The sequence below is a fragment of the Amycolatopsis sp. SB7-3 genome, from assembly GCF_041021335.1.
Lineage (GTDB): Bacteria > Actinomycetota > Actinomycetes > Mycobacteriales > Pseudonocardiaceae > Amycolatopsis > Amycolatopsis japonica.
Window position 1 is genome coordinate 379,738 of record NZ_JBFPJQ010000004.1, and the last position, 22,822, is coordinate 402,559.

General features: G+C 68.5%; 18 protein-coding genes. 11 read left to right on the top strand and 7 right to left on the bottom strand.

Annotation, left to right across the window (positions count from 1 at the left end):
• Positions 1 to 70: 70 nt before the first annotated feature.
• From AB8M46_RS29335 to AB8M46_RS29350, 4 genes are read right to left on the bottom strand one after another with little or no spacing between them, the layout of a single operon-like run.
• Positions 71 to 895, bottom strand: a complete 825-nt coding sequence (locus AB8M46_RS29335) for an aldo/keto reductase (protein ID WP_394362323.1) — start codon at positions 893 to 895, stop codon at positions 71 to 73.
• Positions 896 to 921: 26 nt separating this feature from the next.
• On the bottom strand, positions 922 to 2,049 hold the full coding sequence (locus AB8M46_RS29340; RefSeq protein WP_037343763.1) for a cell wall metabolism sensor histidine kinase WalK: 1,128 nt from the start codon (positions 2,047 to 2,049) through the stop codon (positions 922 to 924).
• Complete coding sequence (locus tag AB8M46_RS29345) at positions 2,046 to 2,723, bottom strand: response regulator transcription factor (protein ID WP_007033550.1); 678 nt, start codon at positions 2,721 to 2,723, stop codon at positions 2,046 to 2,048. The genes AB8M46_RS29340 and AB8M46_RS29345 overlap by 4 nt, the downstream gene beginning before the upstream one ends.
• Positions 2,724 to 2,741: 18 nt before the next feature.
• Positions 2,742 to 4,241: a PucR family transcriptional regulator gene (locus AB8M46_RS29350; RefSeq protein WP_394362324.1), complete on the bottom strand. Its 1,500-nt coding sequence runs from the start codon at positions 4,239 to 4,241 to the stop codon at positions 2,742 to 2,744.
• Between the two features lie 111 nt (positions 4,242 to 4,352).
• Here AB8M46_RS29350 and AB8M46_RS29355 point away from each other — a divergent pair, with 111 nt between their 5' ends.
• From AB8M46_RS29355 to AB8M46_RS29375, 5 genes are all read left to right on the top strand, one after another.
• On the top strand, positions 4,353 to 5,804 hold the full coding sequence (locus AB8M46_RS29355; protein WP_394362325.1) for a sodium:solute symporter: 1,452 nt from the start codon (positions 4,353 to 4,355) through the stop codon (positions 5,802 to 5,804).
• 19 nt (positions 5,805 to 5,823) lie between these two features.
• Positions 5,824 to 6,777: an agmatinase gene (gene speB, locus AB8M46_RS29360; protein WP_037343759.1), complete on the top strand. Its 954-nt coding sequence runs from the start codon at positions 5,824 to 5,826 to the stop codon at positions 6,775 to 6,777.
• Complete coding sequence (locus AB8M46_RS29365) at positions 6,774 to 8,423, top strand: thiamine pyrophosphate-binding protein (protein WP_394362326.1); 1,650 nt, start codon at positions 6,774 to 6,776, stop codon at positions 8,421 to 8,423. Before speB ends, AB8M46_RS29365 begins: the two co-directional genes overlap by 4 nt.
• On the top strand, positions 8,420 to 9,826 hold the full coding sequence (locus tag AB8M46_RS29370; protein WP_394362327.1) for an aminobutyraldehyde dehydrogenase: 1,407 nt from the start codon (positions 8,420 to 8,422) through the stop codon (positions 9,824 to 9,826). The genes AB8M46_RS29365 and AB8M46_RS29370 overlap by 4 nt, the downstream gene beginning before the upstream one ends.
• A gap of 80 nt (positions 9,827 to 9,906) precedes the next feature.
• Positions 9,907 to 11,349 carry a cytosine permease gene (locus AB8M46_RS29375; protein ID WP_063274499.1) on the top strand — a complete coding sequence of 481 codons (1,443 nt, stop codon included), beginning with the start codon at positions 9,907 to 9,909 and terminating at the stop codon, positions 11,347 to 11,349.
• Here the strand turns inward: AB8M46_RS29375 and AB8M46_RS29380 are convergent.
• Complete coding sequence (locus AB8M46_RS29380) at positions 11,346 to 12,161, bottom strand: oxidoreductase (RefSeq protein ID WP_350599174.1); 816 nt, start codon at positions 12,159 to 12,161, stop codon at positions 11,346 to 11,348. The two genes, AB8M46_RS29375 and AB8M46_RS29380, sit on opposite strands and share 4 nt — an antisense overlap.
• Positions 12,162 to 12,252: 91 nt before the next feature.
• On the opposite strand from AB8M46_RS29380, the gene AB8M46_RS29385 reads away from it, so the two are divergent.
• Positions 12,253 to 12,780, top strand: coding sequence for a TetR/AcrR family transcriptional regulator (locus tag AB8M46_RS29385; RefSeq protein ID WP_037343749.1), 528 nt, complete (start codon positions 12,253 to 12,255; stop codon positions 12,778 to 12,780).
• Between the two features lie 174 nt (positions 12,781 to 12,954).
• On the opposite strand, the gene dxs is transcribed toward AB8M46_RS29385, so the two are convergent.
• Complete coding sequence (gene dxs / locus AB8M46_RS29390) at positions 12,955 to 14,859, bottom strand: 1-deoxy-D-xylulose-5-phosphate synthase (RefSeq protein ID WP_125736473.1); 1,905 nt, start codon at positions 14,857 to 14,859, stop codon at positions 12,955 to 12,957.
• Between the two features lie 254 nt (positions 14,860 to 15,113).
• On the opposite strand from dxs, the gene AB8M46_RS29395 reads away from it, so the two are divergent.
• The 5 genes from AB8M46_RS29395 (at position 15,114) to AB8M46_RS29415 (ending at position 22,185) form a co-directional block, all read left to right on the top strand.
• Positions 15,114 to 16,598, top strand: coding sequence for an aldehyde dehydrogenase family protein (locus tag AB8M46_RS29395; protein ID WP_394362328.1), 1,485 nt, complete (start codon positions 15,114 to 15,116; stop codon positions 16,596 to 16,598).
• 16 nt (positions 16,599 to 16,614) lie between these two features.
• On the top strand, positions 16,615 to 18,126 hold the full coding sequence (locus AB8M46_RS29400; protein ID WP_394362329.1) for an APC family permease: 1,512 nt from the start codon (positions 16,615 to 16,617) through the stop codon (positions 18,124 to 18,126).
• Complete coding sequence (locus tag AB8M46_RS29405) at positions 18,123 to 19,676, top strand: GMC family oxidoreductase (RefSeq protein WP_394362330.1); 1,554 nt, start codon at positions 18,123 to 18,125, stop codon at positions 19,674 to 19,676. The genes AB8M46_RS29400 and AB8M46_RS29405 overlap by 4 nt, the downstream gene beginning before the upstream one ends.
• Before the next feature lie 231 nt (positions 19,677 to 19,907).
• Complete coding sequence (locus tag AB8M46_RS29410; protein ID WP_394362331.1) at positions 19,908 to 20,450, top strand: DUF1062 domain-containing protein; 543 nt, start codon at positions 19,908 to 19,910, stop codon at positions 20,448 to 20,450.
• 478 nt (positions 20,451 to 20,928) lie between these two features.
• The gene (locus tag AB8M46_RS29415) at positions 20,929 to 22,185 is read left to right on the top strand and encodes a DUF222 domain-containing protein (protein ID WP_394362332.1); all 1,257 of its coding nucleotides are present in this window, start codon (positions 20,929 to 20,931) and stop codon (positions 22,183 to 22,185) included.
• Positions 22,186 to 22,420: 235 nt separating this feature from the next.
• Here the strand turns inward: AB8M46_RS29415 and AB8M46_RS29420 are convergent, their stop codons facing one another.
• Positions 22,421 to 22,708, bottom strand: a complete 288-nt coding sequence (locus tag AB8M46_RS29420; RefSeq protein WP_228694581.1) for a hypothetical protein — start codon at positions 22,706 to 22,708, stop codon at positions 22,421 to 22,423.
• Positions 22,709 to 22,822: the final 114 nt, after the last annotated feature.

The following is a 22,822-nucleotide window of genomic DNA, read 5'->3' on the forward strand; positions in this document are numbered from 1 at the left end:
CGGATGTCATGAAAGGGCCGTTCAGGACGAAAAATGTCCTGAACGGCCCTTTCATGACACTTCCGAAACGCTAGGCGCCCAGTTTGTCCGGGTCCGGCCCCAGTCGCTTCCCCTGCTCCAGCGTCGCGATCGCGGCGGTGTCGTGCGCGTCGAGCGCGAAGTCGAAGACGTCGATGTTCGCCTTGATCCGTTCCGGCGTGACGGATTTCGGGATCACCAGATGGTCCATCTCGACATGCCAGCGCAGCACGACCTGGGCCGGCGTCTTGCCGTGTTTCTCCGCGATCGTGGTGATCTTCTCGTCGGCGAGCAGGTCTCCGCCGCGCGCCAGCGGGCCCCACGCCTCGGTGACGATCTCGTGCTTCTCGTGGAAGTCCCGCAGCAACGGCTGCTGCAGCCACGGGTGGCATTCGATCTGGTTCACCGCGGGAACGGTCCCGGTCTCCTCGATCAGCCGTTCCAGATGCGGGATCTGGAAGTTCGAGACGCCGATCGCCTTCGCCCGGCCGTCGGAGGCGATCTTTTCCAGCGCCCGCCACGTTTCCACGTACTTGTCCTGCGCGGGCAGCGGCCAGTGGATCAGATACAGGTCGACGTAGTCGAGCCCCAGCTCGCTCAGGCTCGTGTCGAAGGCGCGCAACGCCGAGTCGTAGCCGTGTTCGGTGTTCCACAGTTTCGTGGTGACGAACAGTTCCTCGCGTGGCAGCCCGCTGGTGCGGACGGCCTCGCCGACGCCGCGCTCGTTGGCGTACAGGGTCGCCGTGTCGATGGCGCGGTACCCCGCCTCGATGGCGGTGCGGATCGCGCCGGTGACCTCGTCGTCGCCGATCTTGTACACCCCGAACCCGAGTTGCGGGAGGGATGTTCCGTTGTTCAGCCGAATACTGGGAACCATGCTCGAACCGTAACCCCCGCCGGGGGTCAGGGCAGAGCGGGCAGGTGGACGGTCACCGAAAGGCCGCCGCCCACAACGGGTTCCGCGGACACCGTGCCACCGTGCGCCTGCACCGCGGCCCGCACGATCGAGAGCCCCAGCCCGGCGCCGGTCCGGGCCGTCCTGGCGACGCCGGCGCGGCGGAACGGCTCGAACAGTTCCGGGACCGCGGCCGGATCCAGCAGCCCGCCCGAAGACCGCACCCGCAGCACCGACCACTGTGGACCGGCCTGCGTGACGACGTCCAGCCAGCCGCCGTCGACGTTGTGCCGCACGGCGTTCTCCAGCAGGTTGCCCGCGATCCGTTCCAGCAGCGCGGGATCGCCGAACGTCACCGCGCCCTGGGTCGCGAATTCCGTGCGGATGCCGCGCTTTTCGGCTTCGGCACGCACCGCGCGCCAGGCACTCGCGACGATCACCGCCAAATCGACCGGTTCCCTGGCCACCAATCCCGCGCCGTCCGTACGGGCGAGCAGCAGCAGCGAACCGACCAGCCGCTCGGCCCGCTCCGTCGCGTCACGGACGACACCCGCCATCCGGCGTAACTCGGCTTCGTCCGCGTGCTCGTCGGCCAGGGTGACGTCGAGTTCGGTGCGGATGACGGCGAGCGGCGTCCGCAGTTCGTGGCTGGCGTTCGCGACGAAATGCCGCTGCGCGTCGAACGCGGCCTGCAACCGGTCGAGCATGTCGTCGAACGTCTCGGCCAGTTCCGCGAGTTCGTCCTTCGTGCGGACCTCGCCGATCCGCTCCCCCATCGACTCGATCGAGAGACGGCGCGCGGTACCGCTGATCTCGCGCAGCGGCCGCAGGACCCGCGCGGTGAACGTCCACGCGAGGATCCCCGCCGCCAGCACGACGAAACAGAACGCGACCGCGCCGAACAGCAGCACCCGGTTCCTGGCGTAGACCCGCAGATGCTCGGTGACGGCGGACGCGTCGACCTCGACGCCGTCGACGCGCACCGTGGTGCCCGGCGGCAGCTGCGGCACGGCGGAAACCGCGTCGCCGACGAGGTTCCAGGTCAGCCAGAGCAACAGGACGCTGACCAGTGCCACCAGCCCGGTCGCGAGCAGCGTGACCCGCCCGCGCAGGCTGCGGGCACCGGACAGGTTCACCCGCGTGCGGTCCCCTGCTCCGGCACCCGGTAGCCGGAGCCGACGACGGTTTCGATGATGCCCGGCTCGCCGAGCTTCTTCCGCAGGGTCATCACGGTGACCCTGACGGTGGTGGTGAACGGGTCGGCGTTCTCGTCCCACACGCGTTCGAGCAGTTCTTCGCTGCTGACCACCGAACCGGCGGCCGACAGCAGCACCTCCAGCACGCCGAACTCCTTGCGGGTCAGCTCGACCGGACCGCTCGCGCGGCGGACGGTCCGCCTCGCCGGGTCCAGTTCGACGTCGCCCGAAGTCAGCAGCGGCGGCGCGGCCGGGGTCGCGCGGCGGCCCAGCGCCCGCACACGTGCGACGAGTTCGGGGAAGGCGAACGGTTTGGCGAGATAGTCGTCGGCGCCGAGGGAAAGGCCGTCGACGCGGTCCGAAACGGAACTGCTCGCGGTGAGCATCAGCACGCGGGTCAGCTCGCCGGACGCGACGATCTCGCGGCACAGGTCGTCACCGGACATGCCGGGCAGGTCGCGGTCGAGCAGCACGACGTCGTACCGGGTGACGGCGGCCTTCTCGTGCCCGTCGTCACCGGTGAGCGCGATGTCCACCGCCATACCCTCGCGCCGCAGGCCGCGTGCGATCGCGTCGGCGAGGGGTTCTTCGTCTTCGACTACCAGAATTCGCACGACCCTACGTTGCCACATTTACCTGAGAGTGACCTGATTGGACCAGCGCAGGGCGAACCACAGCCGCATCCGGGTCTCCGGATCCGCCAGATCCACCCCCAGCGCCCGTTCGATCTGCCCGATCCGGTGCCGGACGCTGTTGCGGTGCACGCCGAGTTCGGCGGCCGTGCGGTCCCAGCCGCCGTGGTGCGCGAGCCACGTCCGCAGCGTGCCGACCAGTTCGCGATCACCCTGCCGGTCGAGTTCGCGCAACGGCGCCAGCACCTGGGCGGCGAACCCGGCCGCGGCATCCGGATCGATCAGCGCGTCCAGCCCCGACGTGCCTTCCGCGACCACCGGCCGCCCCAGCGCGGCGGCCCGCGTCAGCAGCAGCTCGATCTCACCCGCCGCTTCGGGAAGCCGTCCGGGTGGGACGGGCGAGCCCACCACCGCGAGCCAGCCATCGGCGCGGAGCCGGTCGAGATCACCGGCCTCCGGCGCCTCGCGGACGATCGCGTCGAAGCGCGGCCCCGGCCGCAGCCGTACGAGCGGGGTGTCGAGCCGGGCGCGCAGCCAGTCGTAGCGGACGGCCACCTCGTTCGGCCCTTTCCGGTACGCGATCCCGGCGACCAGACGGCGTTCGTCCCCGCCGATCACCTCGGTCTCCCCCAGCAGCAGCCCCGTGGCGGTGGCGCCCAGCCCGGCCGCGTCCGAACCCGCGCGCCCCGCCAGCCCGAGCAGCGCCGCCCCGACCGACAGGATCGAGCGGTCCGCGCCGTCGAACCGCGCGACCCGGCCGACCACGACCAGATGCGACGCCGTCGCCTGCGGGTACACCGGCTGCGCGACGACGTGCGTGCCGTCGGCCAGTTCCGTGGTCGCACTGCGGATGCCCCGGCCCGCCCGCAGCGTGGCGACCAGTTCCCGGACCTCGCCGGGCAGCGGCGACGGCGCCCCGTGGTCCGCGGCCAGGACGTCGTCTGCGCCGACCAGCGCCACCCATGCCCCCAGCCGTCCGGCCAGCGCGCTCGCCAATTCGCCGAGCCCGTCGCCCGCCGCCCTGGTCAGCGCCTCGCGCGCGGCCGCGATCCGCCGCTGTTCCCGCTGCCCCGCCTCGGCGAGCGCGACCGACACCGCCCGGCTGATCGCGAGGAACGGCGTCCGCGGCTGGACGACCAGCAGCGGGAGACCGTGCCGGGCGCACGCCGTCAGCAGGGGCGGCGGCAACGTCTCGTAGGCGCCCGGGGTGAGGCCGAACCCGAGCGCGGAGATACCGCTGCCGGCCAGCCGTCGCACGTACCGATCGATCTCGGCCGGTTCCACCGGCAGGTTCACCCCGGCGGTGAGCAGCAGCTCCGCCCCGAGCAGGTAGGGCACGGGATCCAGCAGCTCGCTGACGTGGGCCCAGCGCACCGGGGCGTCGAGCGCGCCCGGCCGCAAGGTCTCCACGACCGGGTCGAGTGCGAGTTCCGGGTTGCCGACCACGGCGCGTAACGGGACATTCACATCCGAGTCGAACGGATCGCGACTTTGGGTCATTTCATCCTCGATCTCCGATGAGTTCGGATGGATCATCCCATGTCGTTCAAGGTGCGAACGAACCTACGGTGACCCGAACGAAGCGAACAGCCCCAAGTCAAGGAGGACACCGTGGCCGGTGACTACGCGGTGATCGCGCTCTACATAGCGGGCATGATCGGGGTCGGCTGGTTCGGGCTGCGGCTCGCCAAGACCAAATCCGACTACCTCGTCGCGGGCCGCCGCCTCGGCTGGTTCATGTACTCGGGCACGATGTCCGCAGTCGTCCTCGGCGGTGCTTCCACGGTCGGCGGGGTGAAGCTCGGCTACACCTACGGCATCTCCGGCGCCTGGCTCGTGATCGCGATCGGGGTCGGCATCCTGGTCCTGCACACGCTGTTCGCGCGGCGGCTGGTGAAACTGCGCGTCTACACCGTCGGCGAGATGCTCGACCTGCGGTACGGCGGCTCCACCAGCACCATCTCCGGCGTGGTCATGTGGGGCTACACGCTGATGCTGACCGTCACCTCGACGCTGGCGTTCGCCACCATCTTCAAGGTCCTGTTCAACGTGCCGAGCTGGGCGGGTATCGCCATCGGCGGCTCGATCGTGGTGCTCTACTCGGTGCTCGGCGGCATGTGGTCGATCACGCTGACCGACATCGTCCAGTTCGTCATCAAGACCATCGGCATCCTGCTGATCCTGCTGCCGGTCTCGATCGTCTCCGCGGGCGGTTTCGACGGTATGGCCGCGCGGCTGGACGAGAGCTACTTCGAACTGACCGCCATCGGCGGCGACACGATCTTCACGTACTTCCTCATCTACAGCTTCGGCCTGCTGATCGGCCAGGACATCTGGCAGCGCGTGTTCACCGCGCGGACGCCGGGTATCGCGACCGGCGGCGGCGTCATCTCCGGCGTCTACTGCCTCGTCTACGGTCTCGCCGGCGCGCTGATCGGCACCGCGGCCAAGACGCTGTACCCGAACCTCGCCAGCGCGCAGGACGCGTTCGCGACCATCGTCGAGCAGCAGCTGCCCGCCGGGATCCGCGGGCTGGTGCTCGCGGCGGCGCTCTCGGCGATGATGTCGACCGCGAGCGGCGCGCTCATCGCCTGCTCCACGGTCAGCACGTCGGACCTGCTTTCCAAGCTGGGCCTCAAAAAGGCCGTCGACGAGGTGACAAGGAACCGGGTCACCACGCTGGTACTCGGCATCGTCGCGATCGGCATCGCGATGATCGTGGACGACGTCGTCAACGCGCTGACCATCGCTTACGACATCCTCGTCGGCGGTCTGCTGGTCGCGATCATCGGCGGGCTGGCGTGGAAACGCGGTACCCGCCAGGGCGCGCTCGCGTCGATGGTGGTCGGCACCGTCGTGGTCATCACGTTCATGTTCGTCGACGGCGTCGAGGCCAACAGCCCGATCTACTGGGGCCTCGGCTCCAGCCTCGCGGTGTACCTGCTGGTCAGCTTCCTGACGCCGCGTACCTCCGACGAAATCCTCACCGTGTGGACCCGCCGCCTGAACGGCAGCGCGGCCGCCGAAGAAGAAGAGGCGAAACTCGCCGCTTCGCAGTCCTGAAACACCAGAAGGAGACACAGTGCCTGAGCAGAACCCGATCGGACCCGTCGACTCTTCGAGGGTGCCCCGGTTCGCCGGTTTCGCGACCTTCGCGAGGCTTCCGCGGATCGATCAGGTCGAGCGCGCCGACGTCGCCGTCGTCGGGGTGCCGTTCGACGCCGGGGTGTCCTACCGCCCCGGCGCGCGCTTCGGCCCCTCCGCGCTCCGTGAGGCCAGCCGGCTCCTTCGCCCGTACCACCCCGAACTCGACGTTTCCCCGTTCGCCGAAACGCAGGTGGTCGACGCCGGTGACATCGCGCTCAACCCGTTCAACATCGGCGAGGCGATCGAAACGCTGCAGAGCGAGGCCGAGGCGCTCACCGCGAACGGGACACGGCTGGTGACCGTCGGCGGCGACCACACGATCGCGTTGCCGCTGCTGCGGGCGGCGGCGAAGAAGCACGGACCGGTGGCGCTGCTGCACTTCGACGCACACCTCGACACCTGGGACACCTACTTCGGCGAGCCGTACACCCACGGCACCCCGTTCCGGCGGGCGTCCGAGGAAGGCATCCTCGACACCGAAGCGCTGTCCCACGTCGGCACGCGCGGCCCGCTGTACGGCAAGCGGGATCTGGAAGAGGACCGCCGCCTCGGATTCGGCATCGTCACCTCCGGCGACGTCATGCGCCGCGGGGTCGCCGAGACCGTCGACGCGCTGCGCCAGCGCATCGGCGGCCGCCCGCTCTACATCTCGGTCGACATCGACGTGCTCGACCCGGCGCACGCGCCCGGCACCGGCACTCCCGAAGCGGGCGGCATGACCAGCCGCGAACTGCTGGAGATCCTGCGCGGACTGCGGGACTGCAACCTCGTCGGAGCCGATGTGGTGGAGCTGGCCCCGGCCTACGATCATGCCGAGATCACCGCCATCGCGGCTTCCCACGTCGCCTACGACCTGGTGAGCCTGCTCAGTTTGGGGAAGAGCGCATGACACAACGCATCGGCGGCGACATCGTCGTCGAAACCCTCCACGCGCTCGGCGCGGACACCGTGTTCGGCCTGCCGGGCCAGCACGCGCTCGGTCTGTTCGAAGCGTTGCGGCGCACGGACGACCTGCGCGTCATCAGTTCACGGGTGGAGAACAATCTGGCGTTCGCGGCCGACGGACACGCCCGCGCCCGGCTCGCGGCGGATCCCGAGGGCCCAGTCCCGGTGACACCGATGATCGTGTCGACCGGTCCCGGCGCGCTGCTGACTTTGGCCTCACTGCAGGAATCGCGGGCGGCGTCGGTCCCGGTGCTCGGGATCTCCAGCCAGATCCCGGTCGCCGGGCTCGGCGGCGGACGGCACGGTTATCTGCACGAACTGCCCGATCAGCAGGCCAGTTTCCGCGATGTCGTGAAGTCGGTGCACGTGGTGCGCACCGTCGGCCAGATCCCGACGGCGTTGCGCGAGGCGTGGGAATCGGCGGCGACCGCGCCGTACGGCCCGGTGTGGGTCGAGATCCCGCAGGACATCCTGCTGGCTCCGACGGATCTGCCGCGGATCACGTCCGTGACCGCACGGCCCGCTCCGCTCGCGCCGTTGCCGGAGCTCGTCACGGAAGCGGCGAAACTCCTTGGCGCGGCCGAGAATCCGGTGATCCTCGCCGGGGGCGGCGCACTGCGCTCGGGCGCGCACGCGGAACTGAAGGTGCTCGCGGAGGCTTTGCGCGCCCCGGTGCTGTCGACGTTCGGCGGCAAGGGCGTCTTCGGCTGGGATCACGAGCTGTCCGGACAATCGTGGCTGGAGGACTGGCACAGCACCGAGTTCCTCTCGGCCGCGGACGTGCTGCTGGTGCTGGGCTCCGGGCTCGGCGAACTGTCCAGCAACTACCGCGAGTTCGCCCCGCGCGGCCGGGTGATCCAGGTCGAGGCCGATCTCGGGAAGCTGGAGTCGAACTACCCGGCCTTGGGCATCCATTCCGACGTTCGCCTTGCCCTGCAAGGACTTCTGGAACAGGTTCCGTTCCGGCAGTCAGACGGCGCCGCCGAAGCGGCGGTGACGGAACTGCTGGCCAAGGTGCGCGAACGCCTCGACGGCCAGCCCCTCGAAGCCGAGCGCAAGCTCATCGACGACATCCGCGCGGCGATCCCAGAAGGCACCCAGACGTTCTGGGACATGACGATCGCGGCCTACTGGGCCTGGTCGGCGTGGAATCCCGAGGGCGCGCCGATCCACACCGCGCAGGGTGCGGGCGGGCTCGGCTACGGCCTGCCCGGCGCGCTCGGCGGTGCCGCGGCGACCGGCGGCCCGGCGCTCGCGGTCTCCGGCGACGGCGGCGCGATGTACGGCATCGCGGAACTCGCGACGGCGGTCCAGCACGGGCTGGACGTCACCTGGCTCATCGTCGACGACGGCGGTTACGGCATCCTGCGCGAGTACCTGACCGGCGCGTTCGGGCAGTCCACCGCCACCGAACTCGCCCGCCCCGATTTCGCCGCGCTGGCGAAGTCCTTCGGCGTCGGCGCGACCGTGTCCTCTTTGGACACCGTCGGGAAGGACCTGGCCGACGCGTTGGCCACACCTGGCCCGTCCGTGGTCGTCCTGCCCGCCCTGCTCAAGATGTTCGAGCCGACCCACCTGGAGAAGAAATGACTCAGGTCCTCAATTTCGTCGACGGCGCCGAGGTACCGGCGTCGGGCTCGCGGACGCTCGACCTGGTGAATCCCGCCACCGGCGAGGTCTTCGGCACCAGCGTCCTTTCGGAACAGTCCGATGTGGACGCCGCGCTGGCCGCGGCCGAACGGGCGTTCGAGGTGTGGCGCAAGAGCACGCCCGCCCAGCGTCAGCTCGCGCTGCTGAAGATCGCCGACGCGCTGGAATCCCGCGCGGAGGAGTTCGCCGAGCTCGAAATCCGGGAGACCGGCAAGATCCGCGCCGTCGTGCTGGAGGAGGAGATCCCGGAGTGCGTCAGCGCGCTGCGGTTCTTCGCCGGTGCGGCGCGGCAGCTCGAAGGCACCGCGTCCGGGGAGTACCTGCCCGGGCACACGTCGGCGATCCGCCGGGAGCCGGTCGGTGTCTGCGCGCAGATCGCGCCGTGGAACTACCCGCTGATGATGGGTGTCTGGAAGATCGCCCCGGCCTTGGCGGCGGGCAACACCGTCGTGCTCAAGCCCGCGGAGACCACGCCGTCGACGGCCGTCCTGCTGGCCAAGGTCGCGGCGGAGTTCCTGCCGCAGGGCGCTTTCAACGTGTTGTGCGGCGACCGCGACACCGGCCGCGCGCTGGTGAAGCACCCGATCACCGAGCTGGTGTCGATCACCGGATCGACCCGCGCCGGGATCGACGTCGCCACCGTCGCGGCGGCCGATCTCAAGCGCACGCACCTCGAACTCGGCGGCAACGCGCCCCTGCTGGTCTTCGGCGACGTGAACCTCGCCGAAGCGGCCGAGGGCATCGTCGGGGCGGCGTTCTACAACGCCGGGCAGGACTGCACCGCGGGCAGCCGGGTGCTGGTGGACGCGGCGATCCACGACGAGTTCGTCGCGGAGCTGACCAAGGCCGCCGCCGTGCAGACCCCGGGCGAGGACTTCGGCCCGCTCAACAGCGAGGCGCAGTTCGGGCGGGTCCGCGGACTCGTCGAGCGGCTGCCCTCGCACGCCCGCGTGGAGACCGGCGGCACCCCCGCCGGCGACCGCGGTTTCTTCTTCTCCCCCACCGTGGTCTCGGGTCTGGAGCAGGACGACGAGATCGTGCAGGAGGAGATCTTCGGCCCGGTGATCACCGTCCAGTCCTTTGTGGACGAGGGCGAGGCGGTGCGCCTGGCCAACGGCGTCCCCTACGGGCTGGCGTCGTCGATCTGGACCAACGACCTGTCACGCGCGACCCGCGTTTCGGGCGAACTCGACTTCGGCTGCGTCTGGGTCAACACCCACGGGCCGCTGGTCTCGGAAATGCCCCATGGCGGCTTCGGGCACTCGGGCCACGGGAAGGACCTCTCGTCCTACTCCTTCGCCGAGTACACCCGCGTGAAGCACGTCATGACCCGCTTCGCCTGATCGCGTTTCGTCCTCTGAACGCGGTACTTGCGTGTGCAAGGACCGCATTCAGAGGACTAAACGCATAGCTGGAGGTCCCCATGGGTGACAAGGTCACCGAAGTCGAGCAGCACGGCATCGCACCGATCCCGCCGGAAGAACAGACCTCGCGTCCGCGCGACCTGTTCCGGATGGCGTTCGGCGGTGCCAACACCTTCGCCACCATCATCCTCGGGACCCTCCCGATCGCCTTCGGGCTGAGCTTCTGGGCGGCGGTGGCGGCCACCGTCGCGGGCGTGGTCGTCGGCGCGCTGGTGCTCTCGCCGATGTCGCTGTTCGGCCCGCTCACCCGCACCAACAACGCGGTCTCCTCCGGCGCGCACTTCGGCGTCGTCGGCCGCTGTGTCGGCTCCTTCCTCTCCCTGCTGACGGCGATCACCTTCTTCGCCATCTCGGTCTGGGTGAGCGGCGACGCCGTCGCCGGTGCGGCACAACGGCTTTTCGGCTTCGACGGCGGTGAAGTGCTCCGCGGCGTCGCGTACGGCGTCATCGCGATCGCCACGCTGGTGGTGTGCATCTACGGCTACCGGTTCATGCTGCTGGTGAACCGGGTCGCCGTGGTGCTGGGCACGGCGATCATGCTGCTCGGCATCGTGGCCTACGGCGGCACGTTCGACCCCGGGTTCGCCGGCACCGGCACGTACGCGCTCGGCGACTTCTGGCCGACGTGGATCCTCGCCGCGCTCACCACGATGGCGAACCCGATCTCGTTCGGTGCTTTCCTCGGCGACTGGACGCGCTACATCCCGGCGCGGCACAGCCGCCGTTCCCTGCTGGCCGCGCCGTTCCTGGCGCAGGTGGCGACGTTGCTGCCGTTCGGCTTCGGCATCGCCACCGCGACCCTGGTCGCGGATCCGGCCGACTACATCACCGGCCTGACCGCGATCTCCCCGCTCTGGTACGCGATCCCGCTGATCGTCGTCGCGCTGATCGGCGGGCTGTCCACCGGTACGACGTCGCTCTACGGGACCGGCCTGGACTTCAGCTCGATCTTCGTGAAGCTGAGCCGGGTGCAGGCGACGCTGCTGATCGGCTCCCTCAGTGTCGTGTTCATCTTCGTCGGCAATTTCGTGCTGGACATGGTGTCCAGCATCAACGCCTTCGCCACGCTGATCGTGCTGTGCACGTCGCCGTGGATGGTGATCATGATGATCGGCTTCGTGCTGCGGCGCGGGTTCTACGACCCGGACGACCTCCAGGTGTTCAACCAGGGCCGCAAGGGCGGGCGCTACTGGTTCACCCGCGGGGTGAACTGGCGCGCGATGGCCGCGTGGATCCCGGCGACGACGCTGGGCCTGCTGACGGCCAACACCCCGATGATCGCCGGGCCGTTCAAGGACATCGCGGGCGGCGTCGACATCAGCATGGTGGTGACGCTGTGCACGGCGGCGATCGCGTATCCGGTGCTGGTGAAGCTCTTCCCCGAGCCGCGGGAGGTCTACTCGTACGCGGAACCCGTCGCGGAACCGGCCGTCGCGGTCTAGGCGAAGCGGCGCAACGCCCCGAGGAACAACGCGTCGAACGCGCGGTCCGGGAGCACCCGGCGCACGAACAGGATCGGCTTCGCCCCGAAACCGGCGGCGTAGCGGGTCTTCGGGCGCCGGGCCCGGACGGCCTTCACGATGACGTCGGCGATCACCTTGGGGTGGGAACCGCGTGCGGCCTGGTCGAAGAACTTCGCCAGCGCCTTGGCCTGCGGCGCGTACGCGGTGTCACCCGAGGTCTTGAGCAGGTTCTCGACGGCGATACCGCCCCATTCGGTCTTGATGGCGCCGGGTTCGACCACCACGACGTCGATGCCGAACGGCTTGAGCTCCAGCCGCAGTGAGTCGCTGAGTCCTTCGACCGCGAACTTCGTCGAGTGGTACCAGCCGCCGAGCGGTTCGTAGATCTTGCCGCCGATGGACGAGATGTTCACGATCTTGCCGGAGCCCTGGGCACGCATATGCGGCGTGGTCAGCTGGACGAGCCGCGCGAGCCCGAACAGGTTGACCTCGAACTGGTACTTCCCCTCCGAGAGCGGCACGTCCTCGAAGGCGCCGTACGAGCCGTAGCCCGCGTTGTTGACCAGGACGTCGATGCGGCCGGACTCCTCGATGATCCGCTCGACGCCCGCGACCATCGAGGCGTCGTCGGTGACGTCCATCGCGAGGACCTTCACCCCGCGCTCGGCGAGCCCCGCCATCCGCTCGACGCGCCTCGCGGCGCCGTAGACCGTGTAACCCGCGTCCTTCAGCGCGAGCGCCGTGGCTTCGCCGATCCCAGCCGAGGCTCCCGTGACCAGTGCGACCTTCATGACCGTCTCCTAACTAACCAGTTGGTTGTCAACTCAGGCTGCCATGCGGCCCGGCTGGATGTCAACCAACCAGTTAGTTAGACTCGGTCACATGGTCAGGGACAAGGAAGCGACCAAGCGGAAACTGCTGGACGCGGCGACGACGGAGTTCGCGACGTACGGCATCGCCGGCGCCAGGGTGGACCGCATCGCGAAGAACGCGGGTGCGAACAAGGCGCTGATCTACGCCTACTTCTGCAGCAAGGAAGAGCTTTTCGAGAAGGTCGTGGAGGAGCAGGTGGACCTCGCCATCCGGACCCTCACGATCACGCCCGAGGACCTGCCCGGCTACGCGGGCAGGCTGTTCGACCGCTACCTCGAACACCCCCATCTCCTGCGGCTCATGGGCTGGCTGCGCCTGGAGAACGGCTTCGACGCGACGCCCGAAGCCGAGGTCCGGGCGCACGCGGACAAGGTCGCCGCGATCCAGGCGGCGCAACGGGCGGGAACCGTGCCGGACCACTTCGACGCCGAGGAACTGCTGAGCCTCGTCGTGCACCTGTCGATCCTGGGGTTCTCCTCCCCTACTGCGACGCGAGACCTCGTGGTGCGGGCGGTCGGGCGGATCGTGGGCACCTGAGCCGGGCTTTCGCACGACCGCTGGGACACCCCCCCCAAATGTCATGAAAGGGACGTTCAGGACACTTTTCGTCCTGAACGCCCCTTTCATGACATTTGGAAGTGCGTAGCGCGTGCAATGAAAGGTCCTTTCCTTGCAAATTTTGCAAGGAAAGGACCTTTCATGGCGCACTTGTCAGCGGCGCGTGTCCTCCGGAGCCGGAGTGCGGCTCGCCAGCTTCGCCGACCACTCGGTCACCCGCCGCGCCACGTCCTGCGCGGTGAGCCCAACGCGAGCCAGCACCTCCTCGCGCGAACCGTGATCGTGGAACACCTGCGGCACCGCGAGATCCCGCAGCGGCACGTCGCATTCGGCGTCGCGGAACAGCGCGGCCAGCGCGGAGCCGAAGCCACCGTGCCGCCCGCTGTCCTCGACGGTCACGACGAGCTTGTGCTGTTCGGCCAGCGCGACCAGTTCGGCCGGGGCCGGGACGACCCAGCGCGGGTCCACCACGGTCACGCCGATGCCCTGGTCGGCCAGCCGGTCCGCGGCGGCGAGCCCGAGCATCGCGAACGCGCCCACCGCGACGAGCAGGACGTCGGCGTCGCCGTCGGGTTTGCGCAGCACGTCCACCGTGCCGACGCGTTCCACGGCGGGCACCGAGTCGATCACGCCGCCCTTGGAGAACCGCAGCGCCGTCGGCCCGTCCTCGACCGCGACGGCCTCCCGTAGCTCCTCGCGCAGCGTGCCGGCGTCACGCGGAGCGGCGACCCGCATCCCGGGCACCATGCCCAGCAGCGAAAGGTCCCACATGCCGTGGTGGCTGGGACCGTCCGGACCGGTGATGCCCGCGCGGTCCAGCACCAGCGTCACTGGCTGGCGGTGCAGCGCGACGTCCATCAGGACCTGGTCGAACGCCCGGTTCAGGAAGGTCGAGTAGACGGCCACGACGGGGTGCTTGCCGCCCATCGCGAGCCCGGCGGCCGAGGTCACCGCGTGCTGCTCGGCGATCCCGACGTCGTACCAGCGGTCCGGGTACGCCTCGGCGAACTTGTGCAGCCCGGTCGAGCGCAGCATGGCCGCGGTGATCGCGACGACGTCCTCGCGGTCGGCGCCGATCTTGACCATTTCGTCGGCGAAGACGCCGGTCCAGCTCGGGCCCTTGACCGGCGGCAGGCCGGTTTCCGGGTCGATCGGGTCGGTCTGGTGCATCTGGTCGGCCTGGTTGGTGACCGCCGGCTCGTAGCCGTGGCCCTTCTCGGTGACCACGTGCACGATGACCGCGCCGCCGAAGTCACGGGCACTCTGGAACGCCTTCTCCAGCGCGACGAGGTCGTGCCCGTCGACCGGGCCGAGGTACTTGAGGCCGAGGTCGGAGAACATCATCTGCGGGCTCAGCGCGTCCTTGAGACCCGCTTTCGCCGCGTGCAGCGCCGCGTAGATCGGCTTGCCGACGACGGGCGTGTGCCGCAGCAGTTCCTTGCCGCGGTCCAGCACGCGCTCGTAGCCCGGCTTGAGCCGCAGCGACGCGAGGTGGTCGGCGACGCCGCCGATGGTCGGCGAGTAGGAGCGGCCGTTGTCGTTGATGACGATGACGACCGGGCGGCGCGGGTTCGCGGCGATGTTGTTGAGCGCCTCCCAGCACATGCCGCCGGTCAGCGCGCCGTCGCCGACGACGGCGATCGCGTGCCTGCCGCCGCCTTCGAGTTCGAACGCCTTGGCCAGACCGTCCACATAGGACAACGCGGTCGAGGCGTGGCTGTTCTCGACGAGGTCGTGCTCGCTCTCGCAGCGCGCCGGGTAGCCGGTGAGGCCGCCGAGCTGGCGCAGCTTGCCGAAGCCGTCATGACGGCCGGTGACGATCTTGTGCACGTACGCCTGGTGGCCCACGTCCCACACGATCGCGTCGTCCGGCGAGTCGAAGACGCGGTGCAGCGCCATGGTCAGTTCGACCACACCCAGGTTCGGGCCGAGGTGACCACCGGCGAGCCGCACCTTCTCGACGAGGAAGTCCCGGATCTCCGCGGCCAGCTCACCGAGCTGGTCCTGGTTCATCCGCTTCAAGTCGGCCGGTCCGTGCACGGACTCGAGCAACGTCACTCTCCCACCTCGCCTGGTTCCTCTTCCGCCGTTCCGGCCAGTCTACGGAGGTCGCCTGAGAGTCTTCCGTCCGCCGCGTCACGGGTCACATGTCAGAAAATCACCACTCGGCACCCAAGGGTGTGAACATGGTCTCTTTTGCCAAGTAGCGGTCACGTCGGGTGGCCGCGATAATCGCTGATCGGCGGTCAGTTCGAAGTACGTTTTCCCGCTGAGAACTCATCAGCGCAGCAGGAGCCGGTTCGGAGGGCTTGATGGCGGACTTTTTCATCGGTGGCGAGTGGGTCGACGCGGTCGGCGGTGGTCGCCGGGAAATCCGCTGCCCCGCTGACGGGTCGCTGGTCGCGGAGGTCGCCGAGGGCACCCGTGAAGACACCGAAGCGGCCATCGCCGCCGCGCGGAAGGCGTTCGACACCGGCCCGTGGCCGCAGACGCCCGCCCCGCAGCGCGGCGACCTGCTGCTGAAGGCCGCCGACCTGCTGGACCGCGACGCCGCCGCCTTCGCCCGCGCCGAATCGCTCGACACCGGGAAACGGCTGGTCGAGAGCGAATACGACATGGCCGACATCGCCGCGTGCCTGCGCTACTTCGGCAAGCTCGCCGCGAACGACGCGGGCCGTGTGGTCGACACCGGCAACCCGGACGCGTTCAGCCGCATCGTGCACGAGCCGGTCGGCGTCTGCGGCTTGATCACGCCGTGGAACTACCCGCTCCTGCAGACCATCTGGAAGGTCGCCCCGGCGCTCGCGGCGGGCAACACCTTCGTCCTCAAGCCCAGCGAACTGACCCCGCACACCTCGATCATGCTGATGAAGCTGCTGACCGAGGCCGGACTCCCCGGCGGCGTGGCGAACCTCGTGCTCGGCGCCGGCGCGCAGGCCGGAGCACCGCTCTCGGAGCATCCGGACGTCGACCTCGTGTCGTTCACCGGCGGCCTCTCGACCGGCAAGATCATCGCCGCCTCGGCCGCGGCCACCGTCAAGAAGGTCGCGCTGGAGCTGGGCGGCAAGAACCCGAACGTCGTGTTCGCGGACTCGGATTTCGACACCGCCGTCGACTACGCGCTCACCGCGGTGTTCCTGCACTCCGGGCAGGTCTGCTCGGCGGGCGCGCGGCTGATCGTCCAGGAGGAGTGGCACGACGAGTTCGTCGACGAACTCGTCCGCCGCGCCGAGCTGATCCGACTGGGTGGACCTTTCGACCCGAAGGCTGAAACCGGTCCGCTGATCTCGGCCGCCCATTTGGAAAAGATCGAACGCTACGTCGCCGCGGCGCTCGAAGAGGGCGCCGTCCTGCGCACCGGCGGCAAACGCCCCGACGATCGCGAACTCGCGAAGGGGCACTACTACCTGCCGACCATCCTCGACAACGTGAAGCAGGGCAGCAGCGCCGTCGTCGACGAATCGTTCGGCCCGGTGCTCACCGTCGAGACCTTCACCGACGAGGACGACGCCGTCCGCATCGCCAACGACACCCACTACGGCCTCGCCGGCGCGGTGTTCACCTCGGACGCCTCCCGCGCGCAGCGGGTCGCGAACCGGATGCGGCACGGCACGATCTGGATCAACGACTTCCACCCGTACCTGCCGCAGGCGGAATGGGGCGGCTACAAGCAGTCCGGCTTCGGGCGCGAGCTCGGCCCGACCGGACTGGCCGAGTACACGGAGGCGAAGCACATCTACCAGAACCTCCGGCCCGCTCCACAGCGCTGGTTCTCCGGGGAGCCCGCGTCCAACTAAAGAGGGGAAACTGCCGATGAGCAATCCTTCCGACGACGGCTTGGCCGGTTTCGGCTACAAACAGGAACTCGAAAGAACGCTCGGCAATTTCCACACCTTCGCCGCCGGGATCAGCTACATCTCGATCCTGACGGGCACCTTCCAGCTGTTCTACTTCGGCTTCAGCTTCGGCGGGCCCGCGTACTGGTGGTCTTGGCCGATGGTGTTCGTCGGCCAGCTGATGGTGGCGCTGTCGTTCGCCGAACTGGCCGCGCACTATCCGGTCGCCGGGTCGATCTACAACTGGTCGAAACGGCTCGGCAGCCCGCACGTCGCCTGGCTGGCCGGGTGGATGATGCTCACCGCGTCGATCGTCAGCATCGCCGCCGTCGCGCTCGCATACCAGATCACGCTCCCCCAGATCTCGTCGTTCTTCTCCTTCTCCGGCGACAGCGCGGTGAACGCGGTCATCCTGGGCACGGCGCTGATCGTGTTCACGACGCTGGTGAACGCGTGGGGCGTCAAGCTGATGGCGCGGATCAACAGCGCCGGGGTGTTCATCGAACTGATCGCCGCGGTCCTGCTGATCGTCGCGCTCGCGGTGAACATCACGCGGGGCCCGGAAGTCGTCATGCAGACGAACAACACCGGCGCGGACCAGCCGTGGGGGTACTTCGGTGCGTTCCTGGTCGCTTCGCTCGCGTCGACCTACGTCATGTACGGCTTCGACACCGCCAGTTCGCTCGGCGAGGAGTCGCACGACCCGCGCAAGAACGCGCCCAAGGCGATCCTGCGCGCGCTGATCGCGTCGTTCGTCATCGGCGGGCTGATCCTGCTGCTGGCGCTGATGGCCGTGGGCGACATCAACAACCCGGAGATCGCGACCGGCGGCCTGCAGTTCATCGTGCTCGACGTCCTCGGGAGCACCATCGGCACGATCTTCCTGCTGGCGGTCGTCATCGCCATCACCGTGTGCAACCTGGCCGTGCAGTCGGCGGCGATCCGGATGATGTTCGCGATGGGCCGCGACAACAACCTGCCCGCCGGGAAGCATCTGGCCCGGGTGTCGCCGAAGACGAAGACGCCGGTGGTCCCCGCGATCGTGTCCGGCGTGATCGCCGTGCTGATCCTGGTGGTCAACGTCGGCCAGCCGCAGATCTTCACGGTGATCACCAGTATCGGCATCATCATGATCTACCTGGCGTACCTGCTGGTCACCGTTCCGATGCTGGTCAAGCGCCTCCGCGGGCAGTGGCCGCCGCCGAAGGTGGCGGGCACCAAGTACTTCTCGCTCGGCAAACTGGGGCTGCCGGTCAACATCCTCGGCGTGCTGTGGGGCGGCGCGATCGTGGTGAACCTGGCCTGGCCGCGGCGCGAGGTCTACAACGCGACCGAGCCGTATCACTGGTACCTCGAATGGGGGGCCGTGCTGTTCGTCGGCGCGGTGGCGGTCGCCGGTTTCGCGTATTACTGGTTCGTCCTGCGGCACAAGAGCGGCGTCCTGGCCGATCACGCCGCGGAAGCACATCCCGAGGAGGCAGCACAGTGACCGGAGAGTTCGACTACATCGTCGTCGGCGGCGGGACGGCGGGTTCGGTGGTCGCGGCGAGACTCTCGGAAGATCCGGACGTCACCGTGGCACTCCTGGAAGCCGGACCATCCGATGTGGACGATCCGGCGGTGCTGGAACTGACGAAGTGGATGGCCCTGCTGGAATCCGGCTACGACTGGGACTACCTGGTGGAGCCGCAGGAGTCCGGCAACTCGTTCCTGCGCCACGCCCGGGCGCGGGTGCTCGGCGGCTGCTCGTCGCACAACTCGTGCATCGCGTTCTGGGCGCCGGCCGAAGACCTCGACGAATGGTCGTCACTCGGCCTGCCCGGTTGGGCGGCGAAGGATATTTTCCCGCTGTACCAACGTCTTGAGACCAACGACGGCCCCGGCGACCACCACGGCCGCTCCGGTCCGGTGACCATCCGCTCGGTGCCGCCGAACGACCCGACCGGTGTCGCGCTGCTGCAGGCCTGCGAGCAGGCGGGGATCCCGAGGACGGAGTTCAACTCGGGCAAGACCGTGACGCACGGGGCGAACTGGTTCCAGATCAACGCGCGCGAGGACGGCACGCGGTCGTCGGCGTCGGTGTCGTACCTGCACCCGATCATCGGCAAGCGGCCGAATCTGGAGATCATCACCGGCGCCCGCGTCCGGCGGCTGCTGTTCGACGGAAAACGCTGCACCGGCGCGGAATACCTCGCCGACGACCTGATCCACGGTGTCCAGCTGCGCGCGCGGCGCGAGGTGATCCTGTCTTCGGGCGCGATCGACACCCCGAAACTCCTGATGCTGTCCGGGATCGGCCCCGCTTCCCATTTGCGCGAGGTCGGCGTGGACGTGCTGGTGGACTCCCCCGGCGTCGGCGAGAACCTGCAGGATCACCCCGAAGGCGTCATCCAGTGGGACGCGCTGCAGCCGATGACGACCGAATCCACGCAATGGTGGGAGATCGGCATCTTCACCACCACGGAGGAAGGCCTCGACCGGCCGGACCTGATGTTCCACTACGGCTCGGTGCCGTTCGACATGAACACCCTCCGGCACGGCTATCCCACCACGGAGAACGGCTTCTGCCTGACCCCGAACGTCACGCGTTCGCGGTCGACCGGGACCGTGCGGCTGCGCAGCCGCGACTACCGGGACAAGCCGAAGGTGGACCCGCGGTACTTCACCGACGAACACGACATGCGCGTGATGACCTACGGCATCAAACTGGCGCGCAAGATCGCCGAGCAGCCCGCGCTGGACGAATGGGCGGGCACGGAACTGGCGCCCGGCAAGGACGTGAAGACCGACGACGAGATCGCGGACTACCTGCGCAAGACGCACAACACGGTCTATCACCCGTCGTGCACCGCGAAGATGGGCGGCGACGGGGACCCGACGGCCGTACTGGACGCCCGGCTGCGCGTGCGCGGCGTCGAAGGCCTGCGGGTCGCCGACGGTTCGGCGATGCCGTTCCTGGTCGCGGTGAACCCGTGCATCACGACGATGGCGATCGGTGAGAAGTGCGCGGACATGCTGAAGGAGGACGCGCGCTCCTAGGACTCGCTCGTCCGGCCCCCTGGCTTCGGCCAGGGGGCTTCTTCTTGCCCGGAAAACCGGTGGGGCGGCTGCCGGCGGGCCATTACCGTGCTGCCGGACCACGTCGCCGAGCCGAGGGCCTGCCGTTGTACACCCTGTGAGACCTCCCGAGCGCTGATTTCGTCGCGCGTCGCGTCTTTCGCGCCGCGCCGCCTTTTGCTGCGGATTTCTCACTGAACGGGTGTATTTCCCATGCTCGAAAACTGGGTGGTCGTTCCCACCTGCCTTCCGGTCGTCCTCCGTCGTTGCCACGCCTGCGGGTCCGGGCGCTTCCGGGCGAACGGCAAATTCCGGGTCAACGCCAACCACAAACTCATCGACGTCTGGCTCCTCGTGCTCTGCACTCGGTGCGGGGACACCACGAAACTCACGATCCTGGAGCGCGTGCACGTGCGCTCCGTCCGGCCTGAACTGCTGGATCGGCTGCACGAGAACGACCTCGGCCTCGCCGCCGAGCTGCTCCAGGATCCGGCCGTGCTCCGCCGTAACCACGTCGCCCTCGATTGGGCGGGCGCCTGGCGGCTCGATACCGGTTCCTTGTGTCATGGGGACTTTCGCGATGTCTCAGTTCGTTTCGAGGCCCGGATTCCGCTTCGGCCTGTGCGGTTGATCGCCGAGGGGTGTGGTCTTTCGCGGGGTGAGGTCGAGAGACTGATCGAGGAGGGGAAGGTGGTTTCGGCGGTGCGGTTGCGGGGGAAGGTTTCCGGGGACTTCACTTTTACCCTGAAACGCTGATCTTGGGTCTCGTGAGTGGTAAGGACGGCTCTAACCGTCCTCGCCACTCACGAGGACGCGGCACCGCACTCACGTGATCAGCGGCGTGACTCGCGTGATCGAAGGCGGAACTCGCGTGATCAGCAGCGGAACACCCGAGTGCGGCCTCTAATCACGCGAGTCACGTCCCTGATCACACGAGTAACGCCGCTGATCACGCCGAGCCCTGTGTGCCCAGTCCGTGAAGGCCTCCTTGAGGGACCCAGAGTCCTTCAAGGAGGCCTTCACGGACTTCAGACCAGGAGAGGATTGCGGCCTTCGCACCTTCAGCGTTGCGAAGAGACTTTCGCGACACACTGACCTCCCGTCCGCCACCTTCACGAATCGCGAGAGTCACGACGCGCGGAAATCAAATAATCCATCAGTGGTAAATGCGCAATTACCGTTGTCGCTTAAAATTACGAATGATTCCCGCTGCATTTTTCGGTAATATGGAGACGTGCCCGAGACGACCATTCCCGAACTGCCGCAGGAACTGTGGCGCGCCGGCAAGCTGGAGCTTGCCCACGGCGTGACGCACCTGCTGCAGGTCATGAGAGTGGCCTCCGCCGGAGTGGGGAAGTACCTGGCGGAGATCGAGTCGCGGGGGCCGGAAGACTTGTTCGGCTACGGGAGCGCGGCATCGTGGCTCGCCGATGTCGCCCGGATATCCCTTGGCGACGCGCAAGACATGGTGAACCGGGCCTTGGCTTTGAACCCCGCGCCGAGCGTCGGTGGCGAGATCGCCGTGTTCGCGCCAGCGACCGCCGCCGCGGCCGAGGACGGCGCGCTCGGGGAGCAGCACATCGACCTGATCCTGGAGATCCTGCGCAAGATCCCGTCCGAGGTGCCCGTGGAAGACCGGGCCGGGGCGGAGAAGATCCTCGCCGACCTCGCCCGCGACGCCGGGCCGAAACAGATCGCCGAGGCCGGAGCCGACCTGCTCGCACACCTCGACCCCGACGGGAACGAGCCGAAAGACCCCGAGCCCGCCCCGCCGCGCCGCGAGGTGTTCGTCGAGCGCCGCAAGGACGGGTTCTGGAAGCTCTCCGGCTTGCTCGACCCCGAAACCGGCGCCCGCACCGCGGCCGCGCTGGACGCCTACGCGGCGAAACGACCGGTCGACGAGTTCGGCCAGGCCGACCACCGCACCCTGCCCCAGCGCCGAGGCGACGCGTGGGCCGAGCTCCTCGATCTTGCCATCGCCTGTCCCGACCAGCCGGGCACCTCCGGCTACCGCACGCTGGTGCACGTGACCGTCGGGCTCGATGCGCTGAAGACCGGACTCGGGACCGCGTGCCTCGACTTCGTCGGCCGGATCACCGCCCGCGAAGCCCGGCTGGCCGCCTGCGACTGCCTGATGATCCCGGTGGTGCTGGGCGCCGCCGGCGAACCCCTCGACGTCGGACGGATGAAACGCTTCGTCACCCCCGGCCAACGCCGGGCCCTGAACATCCGCGACGGCGGCTGCGCGTTCCCCGGCTGCCATCGAGCACCGAAACACTGTCACGCCCACCATATTCGGCACTGGGCCGACGGCGGCCCGACCGATCTCCGGAACCTGGTCCTGCTTTGCTCCTTCCACCACCGGCTCATCCACCACGGTGACTGGCAGGTCCGGATGGCGCCCGAGGGGATACCGGAATTCGTGCCGCCCCAGTACCTCGATCCGCTACAGGTGCCACGGCGCAACACCCTCCATCGCGTCGTGACCTGACCTTCGCCCCATCCCGAGGAGCCCGCCGACCGCACCGGCGACGGGCTCCTCGGCATGCCCATATTCAGCCCCAGACGTTTGTGTGTCGCGAAAGCCACTTTCGGGACATCACACGTCGCGAAAGTGGCTTTCGCGACATGCGCCAGACCGCGGGTCTCACCAACGCCTTCACCATCCCTGGGCCGAGCGGGAAGAAATACCGACCCATTCCAATCCGAAACGCCACGCAGAACCCTCAAAGGTAAATGGCCGCCGGAGTTCCCCGATTCCCCGTCATCTGGTCCAGCGCCCACGCCCGTCCGAACTCGGCCAGCGCGGGGCCCGACCAATACGCGGGAATACTGATCCCCTTCCACAGCGGCATCTTCGGCCCACTCAGGGTTCCGTGACTGACCTGCACCTGAACCGCGCCTTCCACCCAGGTGAAGACGAAATGCGCGTACATGAACATCCACGCCTGCCTGCCCAGCAGATCACGCGCGAGCACCGGCCCTTCGGATGGGTACGGCGCCGTGTAGATCACTTGCTTCCGACCACTGCGATAACTGATCTCCTGGGCTGTGACACCAGGAGGAAGCATTGAGGGTTCCATTCGATCAGTCCTCCACAATGGTGATCGTGCCGTGCCCGTCACAGC

Excerpts from the sequence above, each read along its gene's own strand:
- AB8M46_RS29335 (WP_394362323.1), bottom strand. The coding sequence starts at position 895 with ATGGTTCCCAGTATTCGGCTGAACAACGGAACATCCCTCCCGCAACTC.
- AB8M46_RS29350 (WP_394362324.1), bottom strand. The coding sequence starts at position 4,241 with ATGACCCAAAGTCGCGATCCGTTCGACTCGGATGTGAATGTCCCGTTA.
- AB8M46_RS29365 (WP_394362326.1), top strand. The coding sequence starts at position 6,774 with ATGACACAACGCATCGGCGGCGACATCGTCGTCGAAACCCTCCACGCG.
- AB8M46_RS29370 (WP_394362327.1), top strand. The coding sequence starts at position 8,420 with ATGACTCAGGTCCTCAATTTCGTCGACGGCGCCGAGGTACCGGCGTCG.
- AB8M46_RS29375 (WP_063274499.1), top strand. The coding sequence starts at position 9,907 with ATGGGTGACAAGGTCACCGAAGTCGAGCAGCACGGCATCGCACCGATC.
- AB8M46_RS29380 (WP_350599174.1), bottom strand. The coding sequence starts at position 12,161 with ATGAAGGTCGCACTGGTCACGGGAGCCTCGGCTGGGATCGGCGAAGCC.
- AB8M46_RS29385 (WP_037343749.1), top strand. The coding sequence starts at position 12,253 with ATGGTCAGGGACAAGGAAGCGACCAAGCGGAAACTGCTGGACGCGGCG.
- AB8M46_RS29395 (WP_394362328.1), top strand. The coding sequence starts at position 15,114 with ATGGCGGACTTTTTCATCGGTGGCGAGTGGGTCGACGCGGTCGGCGGT.
- AB8M46_RS29400 (WP_394362329.1), top strand. The coding sequence starts at position 16,615 with ATGAGCAATCCTTCCGACGACGGCTTGGCCGGTTTCGGCTACAAACAG.
- AB8M46_RS29410 (WP_394362331.1), top strand. The coding sequence starts at position 19,908 with ATGCTCGAAAACTGGGTGGTCGTTCCCACCTGCCTTCCGGTCGTCCTC.